Consider the following 25,556-nt stretch of genomic DNA (forward strand, 5'->3'; position numbering starts at 1 on the left):
TCCCTAGATAGGCGCGCGTCAGATAGCGACGCTCCAGCGAAAGGCCGGGCACGGGTGAAGATGAAAAGCGGATCGGGCGGGGCCGGCGACGGCTTTGCGCGCATCCTGGCGAATACCGGCTGGCTGCTGGGCGGCAAGGGCGTGGGCGCGGTGCTAAGCCTGGCCTATCTCGCCATCGTCACGCGCACATTGGGGGTTGCCGATTTCGGGCGCTTCGCACTGGTGCTGAGCGCCGCCAACGTCATCAAGACACTGGTCAGTTTCGATAGCTGGCAAATCGTCGTGCGTTACGGCCAGCCGCATCTGGCGGCGGGAAATGGCGACGCGCTCAATCGCGTGCTGCGCTTCTGCATCCTGATCGACCTTGCTTCCGCGCTGGCCGGAGGGGTGGTCGCGGGCGCCATCATCATCCTGTTCGGCCATCTGATGGACCTGTCGGCGCAGATGGGATGGCAGGCCTGGCTGTTCTGCATGATGATGATGATCACTATCCGTTCCAGCCCGACCGGCATATTGCGCCTGTTCGACCGTTTCGATTCGGCGGCTTTCGCGGAAACCATGATCCCGGTCGGGCGGATGATCGGGGCAGGCGTTGCGCTGGCGCTGATGCCGGGCATTACGGGTTTCCTGATCGCCTGGGCGGCGGCGGAGCTGCTATGCGCGGCGGCCTATTGGATATTGGCGCTGCGCGAGGGGGGGGAGCGGATCGGACGCTGGCGCGCGGGCCGGGCGCTGGACGCGCGGCATGAAAATCCCGGCATCGTCGGATTCCTGACCGCAACCAACCTGCAAACCACGCTGTCGTCGGTAGGGCAGCAGGTGGCGGTGCTGATCGTCGGCCTGTTCGTGGGGCCGACCGGCGCGGGCCTCTATCGCCTCGCCAACCAGCTTGCCAATTCACTGACGAAGATTTCCAGCCTGTTGTCGCGCAGCATCTTCGTGGAGCTGACGCGCACGCATAGCAGCCATGGCGCGGATGCGCTGCGGACCCTGTTCCGGCGGACCAATCGGCTGGCGCTGATCGCGGGGGCGGTCATCATCGCGCTGATCCTGACGATCGGCCATCCGCTGCTGGGCCTGATCGCGGGCAAGGCATTTCTGCCTGCCTATCCGCTGCTGCTGCTGCTGGGCGTGGCGGCCTGCATCGACCTAGTGGGGGTGAGCTATCGTCCGCTGCTGATGGCGACGGACCGGGCCAGCCTGTCGCTGCGGATCACCTTCATCGCGACGGCCTTGCTGCTGGGGCTGCAGGCGGCGCTGCTGCCGATCTATGGCACCATCGGCGCGGCCGCCGCGAATATCGTCGCCGCCAGCGCCGGATTCCTGATGATGGGGCTGGCGAGCCGCCGGGCGGTGGAGGTGCATGCCGCCGCCGAACAGATGCGCGAAGGCGGCGGCTGACCCTTTCAGGCCGGGCTGGCGAGGATGGATTCGATCAGCGCCACATCCTCCGCCTTGTCCGCGTCGATGCAGGCCTCGGCCTTGTCCATGGCGACGAGGCGCGCGACGAGGCCGAAGCGGCGGCCTATGCGCGCCATGCCGCCGCGCAGGGTCAGCAGGCGGAGCGCCGCGCCGATCAGGGCGAAGGGACCGAAGGCGGCAAGGATCTTCCAGCCCTTTTTCCGGTCCTGCTCCACATCCTGCCACAGCGCGATGATAGGGCGCGCCTTCGCGCTGCCGAACCAGAAGATATTCGCGCCCGACCACCAGCCGTCCCGGAACTTGAGCCATGTGCGGCGCGAGGCAGGATAGCGGGCGAGCAGCGTGGCGCGCTCCACCATGGCGACGGCGATGTCCGCGCCGGTCGCCTGCGCGATGAACTGGTCGAGCATGGCGCTGTCCAGCAGCACATGATCGGCGGTGGTCAGCAGCAGCGGGAACGGCAGGTCCGCCCGGTCCATCAGCGCCAGCAGCGAGGAGGCTATACCCGCGCCGCTCGTCTCAAACGCGACCTTGGGATGATCGGCGAGCCAGGCGGTGGCAGGGGTGCCGGTATAGAGGCCGGGCGACTGGGTCAGGATGAGGACGCGGCCGATGGCCGGATGCGCCACCAGCGCGCGGGCGGGATAGTCGATCATCGGGATGCCCGCGACGGGGACGAGGGGCTTGGCGGCGACGCCTGCCGCCTGCGCCAGCGGATCGGGAACGGGACGCGATCCGGCGAGCAGGATGGCGGTGACGGTCGAGGCAGCCGGATCGGTCATGCCGGTGCGTTAGCGCAGACGCGGCGCGCGCGCCAAGCCGCTTATTTCCCGGTAGCGGCGGGAGCCAAAGGCGCTTTTTGCGCGAAACTTTCGCGCAGGCCGGGGTGCAGCGCCTTCAATTGCGCCAGGCGGGCGCGGAAATTGGCGAGATCGCGGCCCGCCAGCTGGGATGTGGTGGTGAAGGTGACGGACAGCGGATTGACCGTGCGGCCATTGCGATAGAGTTCATAGTGCAGATGCGGCCCGGTCGACAGGCCCGTCGATCCGACATAGCCGATCACTTGCCCGCGCCGCACGCGCTGGCCCGACACGGCGGCGATGCGGCTCATATGCCCATAGCCGGTGGCAAGACCGCCGCCATGCTCCAGCCGCACATAATTGCCATGCCCGCCATGCCGCCCGGCAAAGGATACCCGGCCGTCCGTCACCGCATAGATGGGCGAACCGTAACGCGCGGCGAAATCCACGCCCGCATGCATCCGCGTATAGCCCAGGATCGGATGGCGGCGCTGGCCGTAGCCGGAGGAGATGCGACCAGCCACCGGCTGCGTGAGCACGCCGCGACGTTCTCCCACGCCCGACGCTTCGAACCATTCGGTGCGGCCGCCTGTCGTCCATTTGAGCATGTCGATGGGTTTGCCCCGCGACCGGCGCAATCCCGCATAGAGCAGGTCGCCTACTTCCACATCGCCGGTTTCGGCGCGGCGATATTCGGTGACGATGTCGTAGCGGTCCCCCGGACGGATCGAGCCGAGGTCCACCTGCTGCGCGATGACGCGCAGGAATGCCTGCGCCGCCTTGGGCGGTGCGCCTGCCGCGCGGGCGCTGTTGTACACGCTGTCGCCCACCACCCCCTGGATGCGGAGCGGCGTGTCGTCGACACGGATCGGGATGCGCTTCACCTGAAGCGCACCGCCGACGCGGTTGATCTCCACCCCAAGGTCGAGACGCGCGCGGAAAGCGAGATGGTCGAGCGGACGGGGCCGGTCGCGGCTGGCGCGGCGGCCCAGCACGATGTCGAGCCGCGTGCCCGCCTTCGCGCCGCCGCTCATGTCACCGCCGACCAGCGCATTGACGATCGCCACGTCGCCCGCGCTGACGCCCGCGCGGGACAAGGCGCGGGGCAGCGTGTCGCTGCTGCCGATCTGGGCGTTGAGTTCAATCTGGGGACGTTCGGGCGTCTGGCGCAGCGGCTGGACCGCATCGGTCGATCCCATGCGATGCCCGCTGTCCGCGCCCATCGCGAGCGGCGTTATCATCTGGCTACGCACTTCGTCGAACTGCGCCTGTTCCAGCAGCGGTTCGGGCGCGCCGGGCACGGGCTGAAAACCGGGAGAGAGATAGAGCGCGGTGGCGCACAGGCCGAAACAGGTGGCAAGGCCGCGGAACCATGTGAGGCTGCCGACGCGCTGGCCAAGGTCGGGGACAAGATCCACATCCTCGGCCCAGTCCTTGAGCCGGGCGCGCCAGTCGAGCGGGCGGTCCACGGTGCGTGACGGATGTTTCAGGGAATCGGCGAGCCATAGGGAAGCGGTCGCTCCCCCCTGCTGCGTTCCGAACTGGTTTTCCTGAAACAAGCCGCGTCCCCCCCGGGACAGTTCATCGCATCGCCACAAGGCAACGACCCCCGCGCCGCGCCGAGGCCGCACTGTTGTGAACGCATAGGGTTAAAGTCAATTTAAGACGCCGAAATGACGGTCCCGCATGCGGTGAGCCGTGCGTCAGGCCAGACAGGCGATTGGAAACAGGGCCGAAGTTTTAGCGGCGGAAGCAAAGTCCCTTGCCCTGTCCCCTTTCATGCCCGACATAACCCCCATGGCCCAATTCGCCCGATCGCCCATAACTGCCGTGCTTGGGCCCACCAATACCGGCAAGACGCATCTGGCCGTCGAACGCATGTGCGGCCATTCCAGCGGCATGATGGGCTTTCCGCTGCGCCTGCTGGCGCGCGAAGTCTACGACCGGGTAGTCGCGATCAAGGGCGCGCCGCAGGTCGCTCTCATCACCGGCGAGGAAAAGATCGTGCCGCCGGGCGCGCGCTATTTCCTCTGCACGGCGGAATCCATGCCGATCGGCGCAGGCCGGCAGGCCGGAGGCGCAGACAAGACCGCAGGCCGGCAGGCCGGAAGCCCCGGCGACGGACTGGACGATTATGCCTTCGTCGCGCTGGACGAGGCGCAACTGGGCGCGGACCCGGAGCGCGGGCATGTCTTCACCGATCGGCTGCTGCGCGCTCGGGGGCGGGAGGAGACGATGATCCTCGGCTCCGCCAGCATCGCCCGGGTGGTCAAGGCGCTGGTGCCCGATGTGGAGATCATCGGGCGGCCGCGCTTTTCGACGCTCAGCTATGCGGGCGCGAAAAAGCTGTCCCGCCTGCCCAAACGGTCCGCCATCGTCGCCTTTTCCGCCGAGGAGGTCTATGCCGTGGCGGAAATGCTGCGGCGTTTTCGCGGCGGCGCGGCGGTGGTGATGGGCGCGCTTTCGCCCCGCACCCGCAACGCGCAGGTGCAGATGTTCCTGAACGGCGAGGTCGATTATCTGGTCGCGACCGACGCCATCGGCATGGGCCTCAATCTGGACGTGGCGCATGTCGCCTTCGCCTCGCTCCGCAAGTTCGACGGGCGGCGGACACGGCGGCTGACCGTCAGCGAAATGGCGCAGATCGCCGGGCGCGCGGGGCGGCATCACCAGGACGGCACCTTCGGCAGCCTGGGCAGCGAGGATGGCGACGCCGCCTTCACGCCGGAGGAGATCGAGGCGATAGAGGCGCACCGCTTTCCCCGCGTGGAGCAGCTTTTCTGGCGCGACGGCACGCCCCGGCTGGACAGTCTGGCAACGCTGATCGCCGATCTGGAGGAACGGCCCGACCGGCCCGAGCTGCGCGCCGCGCCCGAAGCGGTGGATCTGGCGGTGCTGAAAAAACTGGCCGATGACCCATTGGTTATCGAACGAGTGAAGGGCAAGCGCGCCGTGGCGCGGCTGTGGGATGCCTGCGGCCTGCCCGATTTCCAGAAGCTGGGCGCGGAACATCACGCCCGCACGGTGAACCGCATCTGGCGCTTCCTGTCCGAAGGTCAGGGACACATCCCCCGCGACTGGTTCGCCCAAGCCGTGGCGCGACTCGATTCGGTGCAGGGCGATATCGACACGCTTTCGGGGCGGATCGCGGCGGCGCGGACATGGTCCTATATCGCGCACCGGCCCGACTGGCTGGCGCATCCCGCCGAAATGGCCGAGCGCACGCGCGCGCTGGAGGAGAAGCTGTCCGACGCGCTGCACGCGGCCCTGACGCAGCGTTTCGTGGACCGGCGCACCGCCGTCCTGCTGCGCGACATCGGGCAGAATGTGGACAGCCTGCCCGTCACCGTGGAGCAGGATGGGACGGTCTGCGTCGATGGCGAGACGATCGGGCGACTTGACGGATTTCGTTTCTCGGTCGATCCCGCTACGCGTCATCAGGACAGGAAGATGCTGCTGGCGGCCGCCGAGCGCCGCCTTGGGAGGATATTGCGAGTGAAGGCTGAAGAATTGTTGGGCGCGGCGGATACGGATTTCGCGCTCATGGACGCGGCAGGGGACATGCCCGGCATAAGCTGGCAGGGCAATCCGGTCGCGGCACTGCTGGCCGGGCCGACGCTGCTGACACCTGAAATACGGCTGGATCGCGCGCTTTCAGCCCTGGGGCAAGATGTGCAGAAGCAGATCGCAGCCCGCCTTGCCACATGGTTCGAAGGTCAGAAGGAAAAGCATCTGTTGCCGCTCGTGAAGATGACGGCGAGCGCGTCCGAAGCCGAAATCCCCGCCGTGGTGCGCGCCGTGTTCGCCCAGCTTGCCGATGCGGGCGGCGTGATCGCGCGGACCGAACTCGATTCGGCGCTCGCGCATCTGGACAAGGAACAGCGCCATCTTCTGCGGAAGGCGGGGATCGATATCGGCGTGCTCGACATTTATCATCCCGGCTTGCTGAAGCCGGGCGGGGCGCGCTGGCGTGCGGCCCTGCTGGCGGCGCGATTGGGCAAGCCCTGCCTGCCCCTGCCGCAGCCGGGCCTGACGCTGATCCCGGCGGGGGAGCGGGACGCGCAGATGGGCGCGCGGATCGCGGGATTCCGGGGTTTTGGCGAACAGATGCTGCGGATCGACATGGCCGAGCGCATGGCCCGCGCCGCCCATGAAGCCATCGCCAAGGGCGAAGCCTTTACCGCGCAAAGCCCACAGATCGTGTCGCTGGGGCTGGCAGAAGCATCCTTCCTGCAACTAATGAAGCTGGCGGGCTTCCGCGCGGTGGAAGCGCCGGAGGAAGGCGGCCCGAACTGGGCATTCCGGGGACGGCAGAAAACGCGCCCGCCGCAGCAACGGACCAGTCGCGATGGCGATGGTCGCGGCCGAGGCAAGCGGGATGCGCCCCAGCGGCGCGAAGGATCGACCGCCAGCGCCGGGCCGAAACCCGCCGCCGCCAACGCCTTTGCCGGGCTGGCCGAACTGTTGGGGCGCAATGGCTGACGCCGGACATGGCCTGACGCATGGCCCTGCCCTGCGAATCGACAAGTTCCTGTGGTTCACCCGACTCGCCAAGAGCCGCTCTATCGCGCAAAAAGTCGCTGAGGACGGGCATATCCGCGTCAATGGTCGGCGCATCGAACGGTCCCATACGCCGGTGCGGCCGGGCGATCTCATCACCTTTCCGCATCCCGGCGGCGTGCGCGTGGTGCGGGTGATCCAGCTTCCCGGACGGCGCGGCCCCGCGTCCGAAGCGCAGTGCTGCTATGAAGAACTGAAGCTGGGGCATTGACGCCACAACAATATCCTCATTGACCTTCGCGAAAGCCGCGCATAGCAGGGGCACGATTTCCGCCACTCAAGAGTGCCCTGCCAATGACCTATGTCGTGACCGACAACTGCATCCGCTGCAAATATATGGATTGCGTCGAGGTCTGCCCCGTGGACTGTTTCTACGAGGGGGAGAACATGCTGGTCATCAATCCCAATGAGTGCATCGACTGCGGCGTGTGCGAACCGGAATGCCCGGCCGAAGCGATCCTGCCGGATACGGAAAACGGCCTTGAAAAATGGCTGGAGCTGAACACGAAATTCTCCGCCGAATGGCCCAACATCACGGTAAAGGGCGAAGCGCCCGCCGATGCGGACGACATGCGCGGCGTGGAAAACAAGCTGGAGCAGTTTTTCTCGCCCGAACCCGGCTCGGGCGACTGATCGCACAGCGCCGTCCGGCAAGCGATTTGTGCCATGGCTACCGGATATTGTGTCCGGGGGTGGCAATTTTATTACGAATCTGCTAAATAGCTTTCTGACGGCGGGCTTGGTCGCGCCCGTTCAGGAGAAATAGTCTCATGTTCTAATGGCGGCGCCGCGGTCTTCCCGGCATGTTTCGACTTGCATGTGCTTCGCGACGGCCCGTCTCCCCCGGTTGAATTGGAAAGGTTTCAAATGGCTGCCAAGGCGCTGTCCTTTGACGTCGGTGATTATGTCGTCTACCCCAAGCATGGCGTTGGCCGTGTGGTCGAACTGCAAAAAGAGCAGATCGCCGGCATGGAGCTGGAACTCTATGTGCTGCGTTTCGAAAAGGAGCGCATGACGCTCCGCGTGCCCACCAACAAGGCCGAAGGCGTCGGAATGCGTAAGCTTTCCTCCAACAAGACGCTGGAGGAAGCGATGGAAACGCTGAAGGGCAAGCCCAAAGTGAAGCGCACCATGTGGTCGCGCCGCGCGCAGGAATATGAAGCCAAGATCAATTCGGGCGACCTGGTGTCGATCGCCGAAGTGACCCGCGACCTGTTCCGCGCCGACGACCAGCCCGAACAAAGCTATTCCGAGCGCCAGATCTTCGAGGCCGCCTCCAGCCGCCTCGCCCGCGAACTGGCGGCGATGGAGGAAACCGACGAGCCGAGCGCGCTCAAGAAGATCCTGCGAATCCTCAACGAAGCAGCGCCGCGGCATGTAAAAGCCGAAGGCTGACGAATTTTCGGCCGAGCCGACAACGGCAGGCCGGATTCAGGAAAGGGCGTCCCGCGGGGCGCCCTTTTTTTTTGGCAATCATATCCTTTGCATTTTTGTGGCGATCATATCGGTTGCAAATGCTCCGACGGGATAGCCGATTTGGCTGGGGGGCGAACGGCCCGCTTTCTTCATCCCCATCCGTCCCGACTAGCCCCTGAGCCTGTCGAAAGGGCGTATCGAAAGACAGAGTGCACCTGCCCCCTTCGATCCGGGCCTTCGGCTTCGCTCAGCCCCGCTCAGGGCGAACGAATATCTATGTTGCGGCAAATGTCTGCCACCGGCCGTAACCCGCCATGAGGTGCAGGCTGCTTAGATAAAACCGTATTTTATTCCGTCACTGTGGCGGGCGGAGCAGGTCGGCGCCCCATATTCCGCCTCAATGCTGATCCTGCACGGATTGCGCCGCATCCTTGGCGGCGGCGCCGACATCGGACGCGGCCTGTCCGACTTTCTGCGCGGCATCCTCGACCGCGCTGTCCTTGCGCGCTTCACCGTTCATGAGGAACAAGGCGGCGACCACGACCACCACGACGAGAAGCAGAACGGCCAACATTGCTGTGCCACCGCTCCGCTTTTCCACTATCGTCACGCGGGGCGCTTCTTCCTGTCCTTCGGCCATCGGTCATCCTCCTTCTTCCGATATTCGCCGATCAATGCGCGAAGAAGGAGACTTGTTCCTCTATTCGTGTCGGTCCGCGGCCTCAATGGCCGCGGTTCGCTCTAGAAATCCAGTTCCGCGCGCCAGCCCAGAACATTGACGCCATAGTTCGACCGGCTGCCCGCCAGGATCGCGGCGTCGGTATAATTGATATGCGCGTAGTTGAGGTTGAAGCGCAGATATTCGACGGGGGTCCATACCAGCGCGGCGATATAGGCTTTTTGCGTCCCGCCCACGATGTCGCGATCATTCATGTCGAGATAATCGTAACGCAGCGTCACCTGCCACGCGCCCAACCCGCCATTGCCGTTCCCGACCGGATTGGCGGGCTTCACGCCGCCGAATATGCCGTTCTTATAGCTGCGGGTTTCGCCGGTCAGAACATAGCCGATTTCCCCATAGCCGCCGAAGAAAGTCGGGTCGGCAAGACCCGGCCGCCGGACACGCAGCCAATGCCCTTCGCCCGCCCACCAGAGCGGACCGTGGCTTCCCGCCAGTTCCACACCATAGTGATTCTCGCCCGTCGCGGCGATGTCCCCGCTATTGAGGAAATAGCTGTTAACCGTGTGGAGGAAGGGTCGCTGGCGGTATCGCTGCGGATTTTCGGCGAGGCGCTGCAGGTCGCGCCAGTGGCCCGACAGACCGAAATGCAGCTGGGTATCGCCGAATTTGGGCGCGAGCACGATGCGCCCGTCAATCCCATAGCTGTTATTTTCATCCCCGCCATTGGGCCCGTCGGACGAATTGGCAAGCGCGTCGATATTGTCGGAGAAAATGCCGGCCTGCGCCAGGACGATGCCGGAGCGATATTGGACGGCGAGGCCCAGCCGCCGTTCAAACCCGAAAGCATCGGTGAAGGCGGCGCGCTCCATGACCGATCCGGTGGTGTCGCCCACCAGTTCGTCAAGCGACTGGAACTGGTTCTGATTGCCCAGCGTGACCAGCCATTTGCCACGCTCATAGCTGATATAGGTGTCGACGGCATCGACCTTGTTATCGGAAAGCTCCACCTCCAGCTTGTAGCCGAAACCGCCACCCAACTGCCCTTCCCCGCCCAGACGCAGGCGGCGCAGCTCGTTGGAATAGCCTGTCGCCCGGTCCATGACGCTGTCGGGCGCGCGGAGCAGACCGGCATCATATTGAATGCGGCCCTTGACCTTGAAACTGGCGCCGCCTTTGCTGAAAACCGGGCTGCCTTTCCAGCCGACCGTCGTATCGGAATCGGTTTGGGCGGGCGCGGCCTGCGCCATTTGCGCGGGGGTCTGCCCCGCCGGCGTCGGCGCGGCCTGCCCTTGCTGCGCCGCGGCGGGCACGGCGCTGTCGAGCCGCGATTCCAGTTGCTGCACCTGCGCCTTGAGCGCAGCGATCTGCGCCCGCAATTCCTGCGCCTCTGTCGCGCTGATGGTCTGCGCCGCCAGTGGATATGGCGCGGCGACCAATGCCAAAGCCGTCCCGATGCGAAGTGAAATCCTGCCGTTCATCTCAGTCCCTTTGTGGATCGCCGATGCGGATATGAAGTTTTTGTTTCATCTTCGTGCACTATATGTGTCAGTTATGTGACGATTGCGGCTGGAATGCTTTTGCATTTCTCCTCACCATCATGGTTGCGCCTGCACGAGGGGCGGCTACAGTTTCTCCGCTCATGCATTTCCTTCCGCCTCTTTCCCGCCATGCCCGATCCGCCCGGATCGCTAGCGTCCTGTGCGCGACCATTTGCGCGGCCATTCTGGTCACCAGCTGTTCGGACCATAGCAGCGGCCCTGTGGCGGTGAGCGTAATCGGCGTTCGGGACGATTTCGCGAAACCGCTGGAGCGATTGCCCGATCCGGGCGCGAAACTGATGCTGGAAGCGACCGCGCAAGGGTTGGTGGCCTTCGATGGGGGGGGAGAGATACTGCCCGCCCTGGCCCAGCGGTGGATCGTGCAGGACGATGGCAGAAGCTATATCTTCCGCCTGCGCCGCGCCTTCTGGCCCAATGGCGAGCGCGTGACGGCCAAGGATGTCGCGCAGCTTTTGTCGGCGCGCATCGACAGCCTGCGGCGGCTGGACCCGGACGGGCCGCTCGATGCTGTAGAGGCGGTGGTGCCGATGACGGGCGAGGTGGTCGAGATACGCCTGACCATGCCCCGGCCCTTCGTGTTGCAGATGCTCGCCCAACCACAAATGGCGATCCTGTCGAGCGCGGGCGGCACCGGCCCCTATCGCGGCGGGAAGTGGGGCAAGGCGCTGCTCCTGAAGCCGGTCGACAAAAGCGAGGATGCCGAGGATGCCGAGAGCGCCCTTCCCGCCTGGCAGAATCGCATCCTGCGGGCCGAACGGGCGGCTTTGGCGATCGTGCGTTTTCGTGAAGCCATGGCGGATCTGGTTCTGGGCGGGCGCTATACCGACCTGCCGCTGCTGGTGCCTTCCGGCGTGGACCGGGACGCGGTGCGCGTCGATCCGGTGCAGGGGCTGCTGGGCCTTGCCATCACGGGCAAAGGAGCTTTGCTGGACGATGACAGCATCCGCCGCGCCATCAATATGAGCATCGACCGCAGCCAGTTGCCGACGATGTTCCCGTTGGGCGGCTGGGCGACGAGCGAGCAATTGCTTCCCGCCCAGCTCGAATTGCCCGCCCCGTCCGCCGCGCCCGACTGGTCCGCGCTTTCGATCGAGGAACGCCGGGCGCGGGGACGGGCGGCGGTCGATCGCTGGCGCGGCGCACATGGCGCGCCGCCGCGACTGCGGATCGCCCTGCCCGATGGACCGGGATCGACGATGCTGTTCGCGCTGGTGGAGCAGAGCCTGCGCGCCATCGGCCTTTCAGCGCAAAGGGTCGAGGTGAAACAGGATGCGGACCTGCGCCTGATCGACGAAGTGGCGGCCTATGACAGCGCGCTCTGGTATCTGGGCCGCGTCGGCTGCGCCCGGGGCATCCAGTGCAGCAAGGACGCCGAAGCCATGTTGCGCTCGGCCCGCATCGGCTCCACGGCGGAAGAGCGCGCGGACCGGATCGCGCAGGCCGTGGCGCTGACGCAGGCCCATGATGGCTATGTTCCGCTGGGCGCGCCGGTGCGCTGGTCGCTGGCGGCACGGCGGCTGACCGGGTTCATGCCATCGCCCCGCGCGCGCCACCCGTTGAATCATCTGTTCCGCGCCACCAATTAGGAGGCTGGAGGATGTTTGATGGCCATTTCCCAGGATCAGTTTGACCGCATCGCGCGCGACATGCCGGGCTTCGGCAGCGATCCCGCTTCGGTGCGCCGCCGGATCGAAGCGATGGAAGCCTTGCTGGAAGGATTGTTCGTCATACCGGGGACGAACCGGCGCGTCGGGCTGGACAGCCTTGTCGGCCTGATCCCGGTGGTGGGCGATTTCGCGACCGCCGCCATGGGCGCATGGATGATCTGGGAAGCCCGCAACCTGGGCATGTCGAAATGGCAATTGACGCGCATGGCCGCCAATGTCGGCGTCGATACGCTGATCGGCGCGATCCCCTTTGCGGGGGATGTCTTCGATTTCCTCTACAAGTCGAACACGAAGAATCTGCGGATCATCCGGCGGCATCTGGACCGGCACCATCCATCGACGGTCGTCATCGACGCCTAAGCCTATCTCCCGCCATCCTTGAGCGGCTGCGTGTTGGGATCGAGATTGAGGATCAGCCCAGGCTTGCGCGCCGGCGTGATCGGGGCCTGCCTGGCCGGGCTAGGCCGGGGCATCGCCGGACCGGGTTCGATACGAAGATAGGCCGCGCCTTTCGCGCCATCCTTGCCCGCAGGACAGCGGGCGAACTCCAACGCCCGGTCCATGCAAATCCATATTTCCGACAGCCAGTTGCCGCGCGTGGTCCTGACCCGGATCATGTCCGGCCGCAGCCTGCGGTTGGCGCGGACGAAGGCGTCCGTGAACTGCCCCACGGTCAGATTGTCGCGCCGCGCCAGCGCCGCCATGTCGGGAAAGCGCATCGACTGATAGAAAGCGCGGGCCAGATCGAAATAGAGTTCCGGCTTGCTCGCCATGCAGGTGCCATGCTTGGCCCATTCATGCTGAAGGAGTTGCGCCGAAGGCGTCATGCACAGATTCTGCCGGATGACCTCTCTCGGCAGCAGGTCGGCCTTGCGGCAGAATTGCGGCCATGTCCGGCCCACGCCGTCCGGCCACAGGCCGTGCAGCACGAAGCCGAAACGGCCATTGCGGCCCTTGCACTGGAAGGCACTGTCGCTGCCGCGCGCGGTCGAGCAATATTGCGGCGACCATGACAAAGCGAGCGTGTAACTGCCGATCGGCATGATCCGGCCCGCTTCGCCCGTCCCGGGCTGCACCGGCCGGGGACGCGGCATTTGCGCGGGCGGACTGCACTGAACGGCCTGCGCCAAGGCCATGCCGGGCACAAGGAGCGCAAGCAGGGCCAGCGCGACCCTAAGCATAGGCGAAGTCGAGGCCGATGTCGGCGGCCGGAGCGGACTGGGTCAGGCGGCCGACGCTGATATAGGTGACGCCTGTTTCAGCCTTGGCGCGTATGGTTTTCAGCGTGACGCCGCCCGATGCCTCAGTAGGCACGCGGCCACCCACCAAAGTCACCGCCCCCCGAAGGGTCGGCGCGTCCATATTGTCGAGCAGCAGATGCGTCGCTCCAGCAGCAAGTGCAGGCTCGATCTGGTCGACGCGGTCGACCTCCACGATGATGCGCGCAATGCCGGCGGCGGCCGCGCGGCGAACGGCTTCCTCCACCGATCCGGCGACGGCGACGTGATTATCCTTTATCATCGCCGCGTCCCAAAGGCCCATGCGGTGATTGGTCGCGCCGCCCTGTCGCGTGGCGTATTTCTCCAGCACGCGCAGGCCCGGAATGGTCTTGCGCGTGTCGAGCAGGGTCGCGCCGGTGCCCAGGATCGCGTCGACATAGGCGCGGGTCATGGTGGCGATGCCGGTCAGGTGCTGGACGGTGTTGAGCGCGGACCGCTCCGCCGTCAGCATAGCGCGCGCCTTGCCCTTCATCCGCATGATGTCGGTCCCGGCCGGCACGCGGTCACCGTCCTGCGCCAGCATCTCAATCTCCACATCGGGGTCGAGATGGCGGAAGAAAGCGGCGGCGATGGGAAGCCCGGCGAGCGTCACGGCGTCGCGGCTGTCCATCACCCCTTCGAAGATCGCATCGGCGGGGATCACGGCTTCGCTCGTCACATCGCGGGCATCGGGGCCGAGATCTTCGGCGAGAGTGGCGCGGACGAAGGCATCGAGGTCGAAGCCGGGCAGATCGAACAGGCTCATCATTTCTTCTCCCCACCGATTTCGCGTTTCAGGCCCATCTCGCGCTTCAGGAAGGCGTGCAGCAAGGCGGCGCGCACGGCATCCTCCGCATGGTCCGCGCCGACCGAATGGCCGCCTTCGCGATATTCGTGATAATAGACGGTATTTCCATAATCTTTCAGCTTCGCGGCCATCTTGCGCGCGTGGCCGGGATGGACGCGGTCGTCCTTGGTCGAAAGATAGAAGAAGGCGGGCGGATATGCCACGCCCTTGCGGACATTCTGATAGGGCGACCATTTTTGCAGGAAGGCCCAGTCTTCCGGCTTGTCGGGATCGCCATATTCGGCGACCCAGGACGCGCCCGCAGAGAGGTGGGAATAGCGTTTCATATCCTCCAGTGGCGAACCGGCGATCGCCGCGCCATAGAGATCGGGCCGCTGCGTCATCGCCGCGCCGACCAGAACGCCGCCATTGGAACGGCCGGAAATGGCGATGCGGCCCTTTGCGCTTACGCCTGTCCTGACGAGATCCTCCGCCACGGCGGCGAGATCGTCGAAGGCGTTCTGCCGCTTTTCGCGCAGAGCCGCCGCGTGCCATGCAGGGCCATATTCGCCCCCGCCCCGAATGTTGGCGAGGACATAGGCATTGCCGTCCTCTACCCAGAACAGGCCGAGCGGCCCGGCGCGATAGGGTTCGGTGGTGAGGTATGTCGGCGTCTGCGCGGCCCGGAAACCGCCATAAGCATGGATCAGCGCGGGGACCGGGCCGGCCACGCCCTTTTTACGGGCCAGGAAATAGGGGATGCGGGCGCCGTCCTTCGACACGGCGAATCGCTGTTCCACAGTGAACTGGCTGGCGTCGAAGCGAGGGGCAAGCTGCTGGACCATGCGGGCCGCGCCATCGGGACCAGCAGCCATCAGGCTGGGCGGGGTCAGCATCCCTTCGACCGAGACGAAGATAATGTCCCGCTTGTCCGCTGCGCCCGCCAGATGCACCGTCGCCTTGTCGGCCAGCGGCACGGCGCGGCTGCTCCATTGCCCGGTCGCGGGATTGCGGGTGAGCGCGAGGAGCGCGCCGGATACGTCATCCAGTTGCTTGACCCAAAGAACATGGTCCGTCGCGCGCACCTCCTCGACAACGGCATGGGCGGTGGGTTTCAGCACGACTTCGGGCGCGCCCGCCTTGCCCGCCGCCACGTCCGCGAGCGGCCATGCGACCAGCGATCCGGCGGGAATATCGCCCAGCGGGTCGTTCAGGAAAACGATCATCCGGCCTTGGATGACAGCGCGAAGTTCGGCTGTTTCGGGCGCGGGCGTCTTAATGAGCTTGCCGCTTTCCCCCTCCAGCCAGAGTTCCGCCGTGTAGAAAGTCAGCGCGCGGTTGATGAAGGTCCAGCGCCTGTCTCCGTCCGGCTCGACACGGGGCGCGAGCGTCATGTCGCCGACGGCGCCTTCCTTCACCAGCGTCGCGGCGGCGAGCGGCGTGCCGCGCTTCCACCGCTTCACGATGCGGGGATAGCCCGAAGCGGTGAGCGTGCCCGCGCCATAATCGGTGGCGACCAGCAGCGTGTCCCTGTCCGCCCATGCCACATCGCTCTTGGCTTCGGGCAGGATGAAGCCGCCCTCCACAAATTGACCAGTGGAAAGGTCAAATTCGCGCACGACATCGGCATCCGTGCCGCCGGGGCTGAGCGAGATGAGGCAGCGTTCATAATCGGGCGCGAGGCAGTCGGCATCGTGCCAGACCCAGCTTTTGCCCTCCGCCTGGCCGAGCGCGTCGACGTCGATCACGGTCGTCCAGCTGGGCTTGCCCGCCAGATAGGAGGCAAGGTCGGTCGAACGCCACAGGCCGCGCGGGTTCTTCGCGTCGCGCCACAGGTTCATGACGCGGTCGCCCAGCACCTGATCGGGGGCAGCGATCTGGCTTTCGTCGTCGAGGATCGCCCTGGCGCGGGCGCGGTCCTGTTCGAAGGATGGATCGGCGCGCAGCAGGCGATCGGTTTCGCCATTCCACTGTTCGACCTGCGCGATGGCCTTGGGGCCTTCAATATCTTCCAGCCAGATATAGGGATCGCCGGGCACGACAGGCGCGGCGGCGATCGGGGCTGGAGAGAGGGCGACCGCGAGGGTCAGGGCGCTCGAACGGAGCAGGGCCGGCAGCTTTTTCATGGGGCAAGGCGATAAGCGATCCCGCCGCCCGATGCCAGTATCGGACGCAACTAAAGCAGCGATCCCACCATGCGGGCGATATTCTCCGCGATCTTGCGCGGGAAGGGCCGGGCCTTCCATGCGGCGCGCTCAATCTCATCGCTATGGGCCAGCCATTCGCGCTGTACCGCTTCCACATGCGCCACCGATTCCGTGTCGAACAGGAGGAGGCTGGCCTCCTCGTTCAACTGGAAGGAACGCAGGTCCACATTGCTCGACCCGATCAGGGCAAGGCGGCCGTCGATGCTGACCGTCTTGGCGTGAAGCAGATAGCGGCGATAGGCGTGGATATGGATGTCCGCCGCCAGCAGCTCCGCATAATAGGAGTTTTGGGCGAGGCGAACGAGCCATTGATCCACCGCCGCCGATACGACGATGTCGATCCGCACCCCGCGCAGCGCCGCCGTCCGCATGGCGTCGACCAGATCGTCGTCGGGTATGAAATAAGGGGTGACGATAATTGCATGGCTGCGCGCCTGATGCAGTTGCCACACCAGCAGCGTCTTGAACCCCTCCAACGGATATTCCGCGCCGCTGGGCAGAAGCTGCGCCACGGCCTGTCCGGCGGGTTGCGGCACGACGACGGGCGAGGCCGACAGCTTGTGCGTTTCCAGATACCAGTCGGCGCGGATCAACGCTTCCATCTGCGCCACCACGGGGCCGGTGACGCGGGCGACCAGTTCGCGGTTGACGATGCCGGGCTTGAAGTCCTTTGCGACGATATTCTGCGAGCCGACATAGCCGATCTCGCCGTCGATCACGAACAGCTTGCGATGATTCCGCATATCCCTGCGCGTGCGTCCCCGCAGCCAGCGGAAGGGCAGAGCCTCCCGATGGGGAACGTTCGCCGCCTCCAGCATCGCCAGCGTGCCGCGCCGCCATGGGCGCGATCCGACGGGATCGAACATCACCTCCACCGCCACGCCGCGCGTGACGGCGCGGCCCAGCGCATCGGCGACGCGCTGGCCTACCGAATCATTGGCGAGGATATAGACCAGGATGCGGACATGGCTGCGCGCACCGTCGATGTCGGCGACCAGTCGGTCTATCGCGGCATCATAGTCCGCGATCAGATCGACGGCGTTGCCGGTCGTCGCGGGCATCTTGCCGAGCGAGGCCGTGAGCGCGACGATGGCGTCCCGGTCCGGCTGCGGTAGCGGCGCATAAGCGGCGAGGCGAGACCCCAGGATATGGAACCAGCCATCCAGTTCGCGGAATCTTTCCCGCCGCCATTCGGGAAAATGCGGGGAGCCGATCGTCAGGAACAGGAGTAGCCCCGGCACCGGCAGGAAGAAGATCAGCAGCAGCCAGGAACGCGTCGCGGCGGGCGAACGGCGAAAGGGAATCGCAACCAGCGCGCCGATGCGGATCACCCATTCGAGGATGTAGAAAGCGATCCCCAATTCGCTGTCGGGAAGGCCGAACATGGTGCCCCTCCCCGGCTGGCCTAACGCTGACCGAGGTCGCCCTGCCCCACCGTGCCACTCGCCATCTCAAGCATCCGGTCGAGGCTCTTTTTCGCGGCGAGGCGCAGTTCCTCGTCCATTTCGATCCGCGGTTGCAGGTCACGCAGCGCCAGATAGAGCTTTTCCATCGTGTTGAGCGCCATATAGGGGCAGATGTTGCAGTTGCAGTTGCCGTCCGCACCGGGCGCGCCGATGAAATTCTTGTGCGGCATCGCCTTTTGCATCTGATGGATGATGTGCGGTTCGGTGGCGACGATCAGCGTGTCGCCGTCCATCGACTTGGCATAGTCGAGGATGCCGCTGGTCGAACCCACATAATCGGCAAGATCGACGATGTGGCTGGGGCATTCGGGATGCGCGGCGACAGGCGCGCCGGGATGCCGGAGTTTCAGCTTTTCCAATTCGGTTTCGCTGAAGGCTTCGTGGACGATGCACACGCCCGGCCAGAGCAGCATGTCGCGACCCAGCTTGCGCTTCAGATAGCCGCCCAGATGCTTGTCGGGGCCGAAGATGATCTTCTGATCCTTCGGAATCTGCGCGAGTATCTTCTCCGCCGAGGAGGAGGTGACGATGATGTCGCTGAGCGCCTTCACCTCCGCCGAGCAATTGATGTAGCTCAAGGCAATATGATCGGGATGGGCTTCGCGGAACGCCTTGAACTGGGCGGGCGGACAGCTGTCCTCCAGCGAGCAGCCGGCGTCCATGTCGGGCAGGACCACGATTTTTTCGGGGCTGAGGATCTTGGCCGTTTCCGCCATGAAGCGCACGCCGCAAAAGGCGATGACATCCGCGTCCGTTTCCGCCGCGCGACGCGACAGTTCAAGGGAATCGCCGACGAAATCCGACAGGTCCTGAATTTCCGGCTTCTGGTAATAATGGCCGAGAATGACGGCGTTGCGTTCTTTCCGCAGCCGGTCGATTTCCGCGCGCAGATCCACGCCCTGCGGGATTCCGGTGATCGCGTTCATGTGCCTAACTCCTCGATTACCCTGTCGCGGCCCCTGGTGTGGTGGATTTGAAATATGCCTCACTATAGCGGCGAGGGATGGAGCGTATTTCAAATCCATAAACCACACCAAGATTCTATATTTGCTAGTGACCCTGATGAAGCTGAAGTTCGATCATCGCCTGCCCCATAGTGTAGCGAACTTCAGATTCGGGTCACTAGCGGGCCTGTCGCTTGTTTGCCAGCACCTCGTTGATCGGCGTGGTGACGTCCCATTGGTCTTTATGGATATTGGGCCTTTCCGGCGGGAAAGTCACGATCACCCGCGCATCGCCATAGCCCATGGCGCCCAGCGGCGCACCCAGCAGCTTGCCCAGCGCTGCCCGGCCATAATCGCGCGCCTGCGCCATGCGTTCGGGCGAGCGCGCTTCCTTTTCGGCGCGGCCCTGCGCGTGGACAGAGGTGCGGCGGCTGAGTTCCTCCGCCGCCTGCCGCGTGACGAACAGGCCGTTGGTGCGGACCAGCGTGCGGGCGGCTTCGTCGACATTGGGCCGCGCGGGCTTCACGTCCGGCGCATTGACGATGAGCGTGCGCGTCTTTTCGTTCCATTCCAGATCTTCGGGACCGATATGGCTCACGTCGATGAAATAATCGACGGAGAAGGGCATCTTCACAACCTGATCCGATTTCAACCAGCCAAATCCGCGCACATCGCGCGCCGTGCTCTGGATCGTGCCGGAAAGTTCGGAGACCTTGAGGCTGCTCGTGCCGGTGAAACGCTGGGCGATGAGCTTCGTCACGGCGGACCCGTCCTCCTCCACCGTCACGACATAATCGCGATTGTAACGCTGCCACCCCGCCAGCATCGCCGCGCCGACGATCAGCACCAGCAGCGCGAGCGCCGCGGGCGCGCCATAGCGTTTCAGCAAAGCCGCCATCGGCCATCATCCAGCGGAGCAGCCTTGCCCCGCTGGTCCAGATCGATGAGGTGCGCGAGGACCGAACGCCCCGCCGCGCCGTGCAGGCGGGAGTCTACGCCCTTATACATTTCCGCCACCATCGCCGGGATGGCCGATGCGCCATTGCGTTCGAGGAAACGGAGAATTTGCCCTTCGCGCTGCTTGCGATGGCCCATCATGCCGCGCACGAGCCGCCGGGGATTGTCCACCGCATCGCCATGGGCGGGGTAGTAGATCGCATCGTCCCGATCGAGCAGCCGCTGCATCGAGCGCATATAATCCGTCATGTCGCCATCCGGCGGGGAAATGACGCTGGTGGACCAGCCCATGACATGATCGCCGGTGAACAACGCCTTTTCCTCCAGCAGCGCGAAGCAGAGATGGTTGGAGGTATGGCCGGGCGTGGCGAGGGCCTGAAGCGTCCAACCTTCGCCCGCCACCTGATCGCCATCGGTCAATATGCGGTCGGGGCGATAGGCGGCGTCGAACGCCGCATCGGCGCGCGGGCCGTCATCTTCCATCGTCAGCGGCGCGCAGCCGATGATCGGCGCGCCGACAACCGCCGCCAGGGGAGCCGCCGCCGGGCTATGGTCGCGATGGGTGTGAGTGCACAGGATAGCGCGGATGGGACGGCCGCCGGTCGCCGCGACGATGGCCGCGATATGGTTCGCCTCGTCCGGGCCGGGATCGATCACGGCCACGTCGCTTGTCCCCACCACATAGGTCTGCGTCCCTGTATAGGTGAAGGGCGACGGGTTCGGAGCCAGCACGCGCCCTACCAGCGGGGACAGCGTCATGCGGATGCCGGTCGGCATGTCGGCCGGATCGATGGGGGCGTTCATGCTTCCCATGTGCCTATTTCGGGGACTTTTTCAAGGGCGGCGCGGAAGGGATTCCGTTTGGGCGGGGCGTGGATTAAAGTAAGGGCATGACCGCATCTTCCGCCCTCATCGAAAACTGGCGACGCCATCTGGCGCTGGATCGGCGGCGGTCGGTGCATACGGTGCGCGCTTATGTGGCGACAGCGGAGCGGCTGGTCGCCTTTCTGGAGGCGCATCGCGGCGAAGCGGTGACGCAAGCGATGCTGGCGCGGCTGGAGCAGGCGGATGTGCGCGCTTTCCTGACGGCGCGGCGGATGGACGGGATCGGCAACCTGTCCGCCGCGCGGGAATTGTCGGCGGTGCGGGGATTCCTGAAATTCGCGGGCGGCGAGGAGGGCCGCGTGCCGGCGCTCAAGGGACCAAGGGTGAAGCGCGGGCTGCCCCGGCCGATCTCCCCGGACGAGGTCGTGGCGCTGGCGGACGATATTGCCGAAACGGCGCGCGACGAATGGATCGGGGCGCGGGACTGGGCGGTGCTGATGCTGCTTTACGGCGCGGGGCTTCGCATCGGGGAGGCGGTGGGACTGAGCGGCGATGTGCTGCCCCTGGGCGATACGCTGCGCGTCACGGGCAAGCGGAACAAGACGCGGATCGTGCCGCTGCTGCCGCAGGTGCGGCAGGCGATAGAGCATTATGTCGCGCTCTGCCCCCATGCGATGGAGCGACAAGCGCCGCTGTTCCGGGGCGCGCGGGGCGGGCCGCTCTCCCCGGCCCTCATCCGGCGCGCGGTGCAGGGCGCGCGGGGGCGGCTGGGCCTGTCGGAACGGACGACGCCCCATGCGCTGCGGCACAGTTTCGCCACCCATCTGCTGGGACGCGGCGCGGATTTGCGGTCGTTGCAGGAATTGCTGGGCCATGCCAGCCTGTCCTCCACGCAGGTCTATACGCAGGTGGACGCGGCGCATCTGCTGGACGTCTATCGCAACGCCCATCCCCGCGCCTGATTCATCCTCTGATTCAGGCGCGCGGCTTCCAGGTGGCCAGCCGCCAGAGGTAGATCACCACCGCGCCGATCACGCAGGCCGTGGCGACGGGGCCGACATATTTGTCGATGTCGCGGAAATTCTGCCCCAGCAGGAAACCGGCATAGGCAAGGACGACGTTCCAGATGAACGCGCCGCCCGTCGTCCAGAGCAGGAAGCGCATATGCCCCATGCGGAACAGCCCCGCGGGCAGGGAGATCATCGTGCGGAAGGCGGGCATGAAGCGGAAGACGAAGACGACGATCTGCCCATATTTGCCGAACAGGCGGTCCAGCGCCTCCACATCCTTCCATTCCAGCGTGGCCCAGCGGCCATAACGATCCACCAGCGGCTTGAGCCTGCCGAAGCCAAGGATATGGCCGACCAGATACCAGAAATAATTGCCGACCGTGGTGCCGATCGTGCCTGCGAGCAGCAGCCATTCCATCTCCATCCGCCCCTGCCCGACGCGGATGCCGCCTATCCCCATGATGAGTTCGGAGGGCACGGGCGGAAAGACATTTTCCAGCACCATCAGCAGAAAAATGCCCCAATAGCCGCCCGCGTCGATCAGGCGCAGGACGAAATCGGTCATGCTTTCGAGCGCCGATCCATCATGCCGCCACCCGCGCGGCGAGGCGCGCGTCGATTGCGTCCCAGATCATGGCGCCGGTGTCCGTGCCGTTGAAGGCGTCGATGGACACGATGCCGGTGGGCGAGGTCACGTTGATCTCCGTCAGCCACTCCCCACCGATCACGTCGATGCCGACGAACAGCAGGCCCCGGCGCTTCAATTCCGGGCCGAGCGCGGCGCAGATTTCCTCTTCCTTCTCGGTAAGCTGCGTCTTCGCCGCCGACCCGCCGACCGCAAGGTTGGAGCGGATCTCGCCCGCACCGGGGATGCGGTTGACCGCGCCGGCGACTTCGCCGTCAACCAGCACGATACGCTTGTCGCCCTTCGCCACGCCGGGGATGAAAGCCTGAACCATGAAGGGTTCGACCCATGAGGATTTGAACAGTTCCACCAGCGCCGACAGATTCGCGCCCGACTGCCCCACATGAAAGACGGCGTTGCCCGCATTGCCGTAAAGCGGCTTCACGACGATCTCGCCATGTTCGGCAAGGAAGCTTTTCACCTCGTCCAGATCGCGGGTGATCATGGTGGGCGGCATGAAACGCGCATAATCCAGCACGAACAGCTTTTCGGGCGCGTCGCGGACGGCGGCGGGATCGTTCACCACCAGCGTTTCGGCCTGCACCCGCTCCAGCAGATGGGTGGCGGTGATGTAGCTGAGGTCGAAGGGCGGGTCTTGCCGCATCAGCACGACATCGACGTCGCGGCCAAGGTCCAGCACTTCCGGCTCGCCGAAGATGAAATGATCGCCCGCGACCTTCTGCACGCGCACGGGCCGCGCCTTCGCCAGCACGCGGCCTTCGCGATAGGTGAGGTCGGGGGCGAGATAGTGATAGAGCCTGTGTCCCCTCTCGCGCGCGGCGAGCATGATGTGGAAGGTCGAATCCCCCGCGATATTGATCCCTTCCATCGGGTCCATCTGCACGGCGACGGTGAGCGGGTTCAACTGGGTCATGATCGTCCTTCTTTCTGCGCGCGGTCGGGAAGCGCAGTCAGCCCCCGTGCCAGACATTCGCCAGATGGCGCGGCGGACGCCCCGGCGCAAGGAGCATCACGTCGATTCGCATGTCGTCTCCGGGCTTTGCAAGGTCATGGAACAGGATTTCCGCCGCCGCGGCGACGCGGGAGAGGCGGCGTTCGTCTATGGCAAGGTCGAGATCGGCGGCGGTGGCGCGGGCCTTCACCTCCACAAAGGCGATCATGCCGCCGCGCCTTGCGACAAGGTCGACTTCGCCAGCGGGAGTCCGCGCGCGGCGGGCGAGAATCTGCCAGCCCTTGAGGCGCAGCCACCATGCGGCGATGCGTTCGGCCTGCCGTCCGCGCTTTTCCGCCGCCTGTTTCCTCATCCTTTGAGTTCCATGGCGCGGGCGTAGAGGGCGCGGCGGTCGAGGCCGAGCTTCTTCGCCACTTCCCCCGCTGCCTTGGAGACGGGGAGCCGCTCCATCGCCTCCAGCAGGGCGGCGTCGGCATCCTCCGCGCTGGCGGGCGGGGCTTCGCCGGGCGGGCCGACGATGACGACGATCTCGCCCTTGGGCGGGGCGTCGGCGTAGCGGGCGGAAAGGTCCGTGAGGGTGCCGGTCGCGGTTTCCTCGAACGCCTTGCTGATTTCGCGGCTGACGGCGGCTTCGCGGTCGCCCAGCCCCTCCGCCATGGCAGCGAGGCTGTCGGACAGGCGCGGGCCGCTTTCGTAGAAAATGAGCGTGGCGCGCAGGGCGGCGACTTCGGCCAGCGCATCGGCCCGCGCCTTCGCCTTGGCGGGAAGAAAGCCCATGAACAGGAAACGGTCGGTCGGCAGACCCGAGAGCGTGAGCGCCGCGATGGCGGCGCTGGGACCGGGCAGCGTCGTGATCCGCCGCCCCGCCGCGCGCGCATCGCGCACCAGCTTATATCCGGGATCGGAGATGAGCGGCGTGCCCGCATCGGACAACAGCGCCACCGATTCGCTCGCCATCCGCTCGATCAGGCGGGCGCGCACGCCCCCCGCGCTGTGGTCGTGATAGGGCAGCATCGGTCGATCCGACCCCGCATGGCGCAGCAAACGCGCGCTGACCCGTGTATCTTCCACGGCGATCACATCGGCGCGGCGCAATATCTCCGCAGCGCGCGGCGTCAGGTCTCCAAGGTTGCCGATGGGACCGGCGACGATATAAAGACCGGGTTCAAGTTGAGTTTCCATAAGGACCCCAGATGACAGAGACGGATGCCCCCCGGCAAGCGGACATATGGACCGCCACGAAGCGCGGCGCGCGCATTCTCTTTGCGGTCAGCGCTTTGCTGGTCGCCGCCTGTCAGTCGATCGTGCCCAAGGGGGAAGGTCCGAAGCCCACCGGTCCGAAGCCCACGGGACCGGAAGTGACGCAGGGACTGCCGACCGATACGGAACGGCACCGCGTCGCCCTGCTGGTGCCGATGAGCGGGACCAATGCCGGGGTAGGCCAGTCCATCGCCAATGCGACGACGCTGGCGCTGCTGGATACCAAGGCCGACAAGGTCCGCATCACCACCTATGACACGAATCTGGGCGCGGCGGCGGCGGTCAACAAGGCGTTGGCGGACGGCAATCGGCTGATCCTTGGCCCGCTGCTGGCCGATGACGCGCGGGTCGTGGGGCCGATCGCCGCGCGGGCGGGCGTGCCGGTCATCAGCTTTTCCAACGATGTGAGCGTCGCGGGCAAGGGCGTCTACATATTGGGTTACAATCCCAACCAGTCCATCGAGCGCGTCGTCGGCTTCGCGCGGGAAAAGGGGCTGTCGAACTTCGCGGGGCTGGTTCCCAAAGGCGTCTATGGCGAGCGCGCAGGCACGGCGCTGCTGCGGGCCGTCGAGCAGGCTGGCGGCACTGTCGTATCGCTCCAGACCTTCGACCGTTCGGCCGGATCGATCACGGCGGCGGTCAAGAAATTGCAGGCTTCGTCCAGCTATGACGCGCTGCTGATCGCGGACAGCGGGCGCGTGGCGTTGCAGATCGCACCGGTCGTGCGGAAAAATGGCGGCGCCAATGCGCGGCTGCTGGGCACGGAATTGTGGAACACCGACAATGCGCTGTCGTCCAGCCCGGTGCTGCGCGGAGCGTGGTTCGCCAGCGTTTCGGACGGCCTCTATCGCCAGCTCGCGGGTAAATATCGCGCGCGGTACGGCAATGCGCCCTTCCGTCTTTCGGCGCTGGGTTATGACGCGGTGCTGCTGACGGTGCGGATCGCGCGGGAGTGGAAGGTGGGAACGCCCTTCCCCGCTGCAAGGCTACGCGATTCGAGCGGGTTCGCAGGGATCGACGGCGCGTTCCGCTTCAACCGCGACGGCGTGGCGGAACGGGCGCTGGAAGTGTCCGAAGTGGGCGCGGGAGCCTTCACCGTGGTGGACGCCGCACCGCGCGGCTTCGCGGACTGAAGCG

At 65.6% G+C, this 25,556-nt stretch carries 24 protein-coding genes; 9 read left to right on the forward strand and 15 right to left on the reverse strand.

The genetic code is table 11. The features are described 5' to 3' along the window. The first annotated feature begins 60 nt into the window (after positions 1-60). Positions 61-1,401 carry a lipopolysaccharide biosynthesis protein gene (locus tag ATN00_RS19115; RefSeq protein WP_373886207.1) on the forward strand — a complete coding sequence of 447 codons (1,341 nt, stop codon included), beginning with the start codon at positions 61-63 and terminating at the stop codon, positions 1,399-1,401. Between the two features lie 5 nt (positions 1,402-1,406). Here the strand turns inward: ATN00_RS19115 and ATN00_RS19120 are convergent, their stop codons facing one another. Both ATN00_RS19120 and ATN00_RS19125 read right to left on the reverse strand, forming a co-directional pair. Beyond that, positions 1,407-2,204, reverse strand: a complete 798-nt coding sequence (locus ATN00_RS19120; RefSeq protein ID WP_062067857.1) for a nucleotidyltransferase family protein — start codon at positions 2,202-2,204, stop codon at positions 1,407-1,409. Positions 2,205-2,245: 41 nt separating this feature from the next. Then, a complete protein-coding gene (locus ATN00_RS19125; protein WP_062067859.1) occupies positions 2,246-3,781 on the reverse strand; it encodes a M23 family metallopeptidase in 1,536 nt (511 codons plus the stop codon). A 238-nt stretch (positions 3,782-4,019) separates the two neighbouring features. Here ATN00_RS19125 and ATN00_RS19130 point away from each other — a divergent pair, with 238 nt between their 5' ends. From ATN00_RS19130 to ATN00_RS19145, 4 genes are all read left to right on the forward strand, one after another. After that, positions 4,020-6,704, forward strand: a complete 2,685-nt coding sequence (locus ATN00_RS19130) for a helicase-related protein (protein WP_197413629.1) — start codon at positions 4,020-4,022, stop codon at positions 6,702-6,704. Then, positions 6,697-6,993 (forward strand): RNA-binding S4 domain-containing protein, encoded by a 297-nt coding sequence (locus ATN00_RS19135; RefSeq protein ID WP_062067864.1) that lies wholly within the window; start codon positions 6,697-6,699, stop codon positions 6,991-6,993. Before ATN00_RS19130 ends, ATN00_RS19135 begins: the two co-directional genes overlap by 8 nt. Before the next feature lie 83 nt (positions 6,994-7,076). Then, entirely contained in the window at positions 7,077-7,415 is a 339-nt protein-coding gene (gene fdxA / locus ATN00_RS19140; RefSeq protein ID WP_062067867.1) for a ferredoxin FdxA, read from the forward strand. A 234-nt stretch (positions 7,416-7,649) separates the two neighbouring features. After that, a complete protein-coding gene (locus ATN00_RS19145) occupies positions 7,650-8,177 on the forward strand; it encodes a CarD family transcriptional regulator (protein WP_062067870.1) in 528 nt (175 codons plus the stop codon). Positions 8,178-8,595: 418 nt separating this feature from the next. Here ATN00_RS19145 and ATN00_RS19150 read toward each other — a convergent pair whose 3' ends face one another. After that, entirely contained in the window at positions 8,596-8,838 is a 243-nt protein-coding gene (locus tag ATN00_RS19150) for a hypothetical protein (RefSeq protein ID WP_062067873.1), read from the reverse strand. Between the two features lie 101 nt (positions 8,839-8,939). Beyond that, positions 8,940-10,358 (reverse strand): OprO/OprP family phosphate-selective porin, encoded by a 1,419-nt coding sequence (locus ATN00_RS19155; RefSeq protein WP_062067876.1) that lies wholly within the window; start codon positions 10,356-10,358, stop codon positions 8,940-8,942. A gap of 161 nt (positions 10,359-10,519) precedes the next feature. Between ATN00_RS19155 and ATN00_RS19160 the strand changes: the two genes are divergently transcribed. Beyond that, positions 10,520-12,025 carry an ABC transporter substrate-binding protein gene (locus tag ATN00_RS19160; protein WP_062067879.1) on the forward strand — a complete coding sequence of 502 codons (1,506 nt, stop codon included), beginning with the start codon at positions 10,520-10,522 and terminating at the stop codon, positions 12,023-12,025. An 18-nt stretch (positions 12,026-12,043) separates the two neighbouring features. Next, positions 12,044-12,466, forward strand: a complete 423-nt coding sequence (locus tag ATN00_RS19165) for a DUF4112 domain-containing protein (RefSeq protein WP_062067882.1) — start codon at positions 12,044-12,046, stop codon at positions 12,464-12,466. 2 nt (positions 12,467-12,468) lie between these two features. On the opposite strand, the gene ATN00_RS19170 is transcribed toward ATN00_RS19165, so the two are convergent. The 7 genes from ATN00_RS19170 to ATN00_RS19200 all read right to left on the reverse strand — a co-directional run bounded on the left by ATN00_RS19170 (position 12,469) and on the right by ATN00_RS19200 (position 20,530). Next, positions 12,469-13,287, reverse strand: coding sequence for a ribonuclease T2 family protein (locus tag ATN00_RS19170; protein WP_062067885.1), 819 nt, complete (start codon positions 13,285-13,287; stop codon positions 12,469-12,471). Continuing rightward, positions 13,280-14,134, reverse strand: coding sequence for a carboxylating nicotinate-nucleotide diphosphorylase (gene nadC / locus ATN00_RS19175; RefSeq protein ID WP_062067887.1), 855 nt, complete (start codon positions 14,132-14,134; stop codon positions 13,280-13,282). Before nadC ends, ATN00_RS19170 begins: the two co-directional genes overlap by 8 nt. Then, positions 14,131-16,278, reverse strand: a complete 2,148-nt coding sequence (locus tag ATN00_RS19180; RefSeq protein WP_062067889.1) for a prolyl oligopeptidase family serine peptidase — start codon at positions 16,276-16,278, stop codon at positions 14,131-14,133. Before ATN00_RS19180 ends, nadC begins: the two co-directional genes overlap by 4 nt. Positions 16,279-16,328: 50 nt before the next feature. Further along, the gene (cls, locus tag ATN00_RS19185) at positions 16,329-17,744 is read right to left on the reverse strand and encodes a cardiolipin synthase (RefSeq protein ID WP_062067891.1); all 1,416 of its coding nucleotides are present in this window, start codon (positions 17,742-17,744) and stop codon (positions 16,329-16,331) included. A 20-nt stretch (positions 17,745-17,764) separates the two neighbouring features. After that, the gene (gene nadA, locus ATN00_RS19190; protein ID WP_062067892.1) at positions 17,765-18,751 is read right to left on the reverse strand and encodes a quinolinate synthase NadA; all 987 of its coding nucleotides are present in this window, start codon (positions 18,749-18,751) and stop codon (positions 17,765-17,767) included. A gap of 196 nt (positions 18,752-18,947) precedes the next feature. Then, complete coding sequence (locus tag ATN00_RS19195; protein ID WP_062067893.1) at positions 18,948-19,667, reverse strand: DUF4230 domain-containing protein; 720 nt, start codon at positions 19,665-19,667, stop codon at positions 18,948-18,950. Further along, on the reverse strand, positions 19,652-20,530 hold the full coding sequence (locus ATN00_RS19200) for an MBL fold metallo-hydrolase (RefSeq protein ID WP_062067894.1): 879 nt from the start codon (positions 20,528-20,530) through the stop codon (positions 19,652-19,654). The genes ATN00_RS19195 and ATN00_RS19200 overlap by 16 nt, the downstream gene beginning before the upstream one ends. A gap of 86 nt (positions 20,531-20,616) precedes the next feature. Between ATN00_RS19200 and ATN00_RS19205 the strand changes: the two genes are divergently transcribed. Then, on the forward strand, positions 20,617-21,513 hold the full coding sequence (locus tag ATN00_RS19205) for a tyrosine recombinase XerC (protein WP_062067896.1): 897 nt from the start codon (positions 20,617-20,619) through the stop codon (positions 21,511-21,513). Positions 21,514-21,526: 13 nt separating this feature from the next. Here the strand turns inward: ATN00_RS19205 and ATN00_RS19210 are convergent, their stop codons facing one another. The 4 genes from ATN00_RS19210 to rsmI are packed head-to-tail and all read right to left on the reverse strand — an operon-like array spanning position 21,527 to position 24,341. After that, positions 21,527-22,126: a DedA family protein gene (locus tag ATN00_RS19210; protein ID WP_062067898.1), complete on the reverse strand. Its 600-nt coding sequence runs from the start codon at positions 22,124-22,126 to the stop codon at positions 21,527-21,529. A gap of 19 nt (positions 22,127-22,145) precedes the next feature. Beyond that, the gene (gshB, locus tag ATN00_RS19215) at positions 22,146-23,120 is read right to left on the reverse strand and encodes a glutathione synthase (RefSeq protein WP_062067900.1); all 975 of its coding nucleotides are present in this window, start codon (positions 23,118-23,120) and stop codon (positions 22,146-22,148) included. Between the two features lie 37 nt (positions 23,121-23,157). Next, positions 23,158-23,511 carry a YraN family protein gene (locus ATN00_RS19220; RefSeq protein WP_021244292.1) on the reverse strand — a complete coding sequence of 118 codons (354 nt, stop codon included), beginning with the start codon at positions 23,509-23,511 and terminating at the stop codon, positions 23,158-23,160. Further along, the gene (gene rsmI / locus ATN00_RS19225; protein WP_062067902.1) at positions 23,508-24,341 is read right to left on the reverse strand and encodes a 16S rRNA (cytidine(1402)-2'-O)-methyltransferase; all 834 of its coding nucleotides are present in this window, start codon (positions 24,339-24,341) and stop codon (positions 23,508-23,510) included. Before rsmI ends, ATN00_RS19220 begins: the two co-directional genes overlap by 4 nt. Before the next feature lie 11 nt (positions 24,342-24,352). Between rsmI and ATN00_RS19230 the strand changes: the two genes are divergently transcribed. Continuing rightward, positions 24,353-25,552 carry a penicillin-binding protein activator gene (locus ATN00_RS19230; protein ID WP_062067904.1) on the forward strand — a complete coding sequence of 400 codons (1,200 nt, stop codon included), beginning with the start codon at positions 24,353-24,355 and terminating at the stop codon, positions 25,550-25,552. The last annotated feature ends 4 nt before the right edge of the window (positions 25,553-25,556 follow it).

It is taken from the genome of Sphingobium baderi, from assembly GCF_001456115.1.
Classification (GTDB): domain Bacteria; phylum Pseudomonadota; class Alphaproteobacteria; order Sphingomonadales; family Sphingomonadaceae; genus Sphingobium; species Sphingobium baderi_A.

Excerpts from the sequence above, each read along its gene's own strand:
- ATN00_RS19115 (WP_373886207.1), top strand. The coding sequence starts at position 61 with ATGAAAAGCGGATCGGGCGGGGCCGGCGACGGCTTTGCGCGCATCCTG.
- ATN00_RS19120 (WP_062067857.1), bottom strand. The coding sequence starts at position 2,204 with ATGACCGATCCGGCTGCCTCGACCGTCACCGCCATCCTGCTCGCCGGA.
- ATN00_RS19130 (WP_197413629.1), top strand. The coding sequence starts at position 4,020 with ATGGCCCAATTCGCCCGATCGCCCATAACTGCCGTGCTTGGGCCCACC.
- ATN00_RS19135 (WP_062067864.1), top strand. The coding sequence starts at position 6,697 with ATGGCTGACGCCGGACATGGCCTGACGCATGGCCCTGCCCTGCGAATC.
- fdxA (WP_062067867.1), top strand. The coding sequence starts at position 7,077 with ATGACCTATGTCGTGACCGACAACTGCATCCGCTGCAAATATATGGAT.
- ATN00_RS19145 (WP_062067870.1), top strand. The coding sequence starts at position 7,650 with ATGGCTGCCAAGGCGCTGTCCTTTGACGTCGGTGATTATGTCGTCTAC.
- ATN00_RS19150 (WP_062067873.1), bottom strand. The coding sequence starts at position 8,838 with ATGGCCGAAGGACAGGAAGAAGCGCCCCGCGTGACGATAGTGGAAAAG.
- ATN00_RS19155 (WP_062067876.1), bottom strand. The coding sequence starts at position 10,358 with ATGAACGGCAGGATTTCACTTCGCATCGGGACGGCTTTGGCATTGGTC.
- ATN00_RS19160 (WP_062067879.1), top strand. The coding sequence starts at position 10,520 with ATGCATTTCCTTCCGCCTCTTTCCCGCCATGCCCGATCCGCCCGGATC.
- ATN00_RS19165 (WP_062067882.1), top strand. The coding sequence starts at position 12,044 with ATGGCCATTTCCCAGGATCAGTTTGACCGCATCGCGCGCGACATGCCG.
- ATN00_RS19170 (WP_062067885.1), bottom strand. The coding sequence starts at position 13,287 with ATGCTTAGGGTCGCGCTGGCCCTGCTTGCGCTCCTTGTGCCCGGCATG.
- nadC (WP_062067887.1), bottom strand. The coding sequence starts at position 14,134 with ATGATGAGCCTGTTCGATCTGCCCGGCTTCGACCTCGATGCCTTCGTC.
- ATN00_RS19180 (WP_062067889.1), bottom strand. The coding sequence starts at position 16,278 with ATGAAAAAGCTGCCGGCCCTGCTCCGTTCGAGCGCCCTGACCCTCGCG.
- cls (WP_062067891.1), bottom strand. The coding sequence starts at position 17,744 with ATGTTCGGCCTTCCCGACAGCGAATTGGGGATCGCTTTCTACATCCTC.
- nadA (WP_062067892.1), bottom strand. The coding sequence starts at position 18,751 with ATGAACGCGATCACCGGAATCCCGCAGGGCGTGGATCTGCGCGCGGAA.
- ATN00_RS19195 (WP_062067893.1), bottom strand. The coding sequence starts at position 19,667 with ATGGCGGCTTTGCTGAAACGCTATGGCGCGCCCGCGGCGCTCGCGCTG.
- ATN00_RS19200 (WP_062067894.1), bottom strand. The coding sequence starts at position 20,530 with ATGAACGCCCCCATCGATCCGGCCGACATGCCGACCGGCATCCGCATG.
- ATN00_RS19205 (WP_062067896.1), top strand. The coding sequence starts at position 20,617 with ATGACCGCATCTTCCGCCCTCATCGAAAACTGGCGACGCCATCTGGCG.
- ATN00_RS19210 (WP_062067898.1), bottom strand. The coding sequence starts at position 22,126 with ATGACCGATTTCGTCCTGCGCCTGATCGACGCGGGCGGCTATTGGGGC.
- gshB (WP_062067900.1), bottom strand. The coding sequence starts at position 23,120 with ATGACCCAGTTGAACCCGCTCACCGTCGCCGTGCAGATGGACCCGATG.
- ATN00_RS19220 (WP_021244292.1), bottom strand. The coding sequence starts at position 23,511 with ATGAGGAAACAGGCGGCGGAAAAGCGCGGACGGCAGGCCGAACGCATC.
- rsmI (WP_062067902.1), bottom strand. The coding sequence starts at position 24,341 with ATGGAAACTCAACTTGAACCCGGTCTTTATATCGTCGCCGGTCCCATC.
- ATN00_RS19230 (WP_062067904.1), top strand. The coding sequence starts at position 24,353 with ATGACAGAGACGGATGCCCCCCGGCAAGCGGACATATGGACCGCCACG.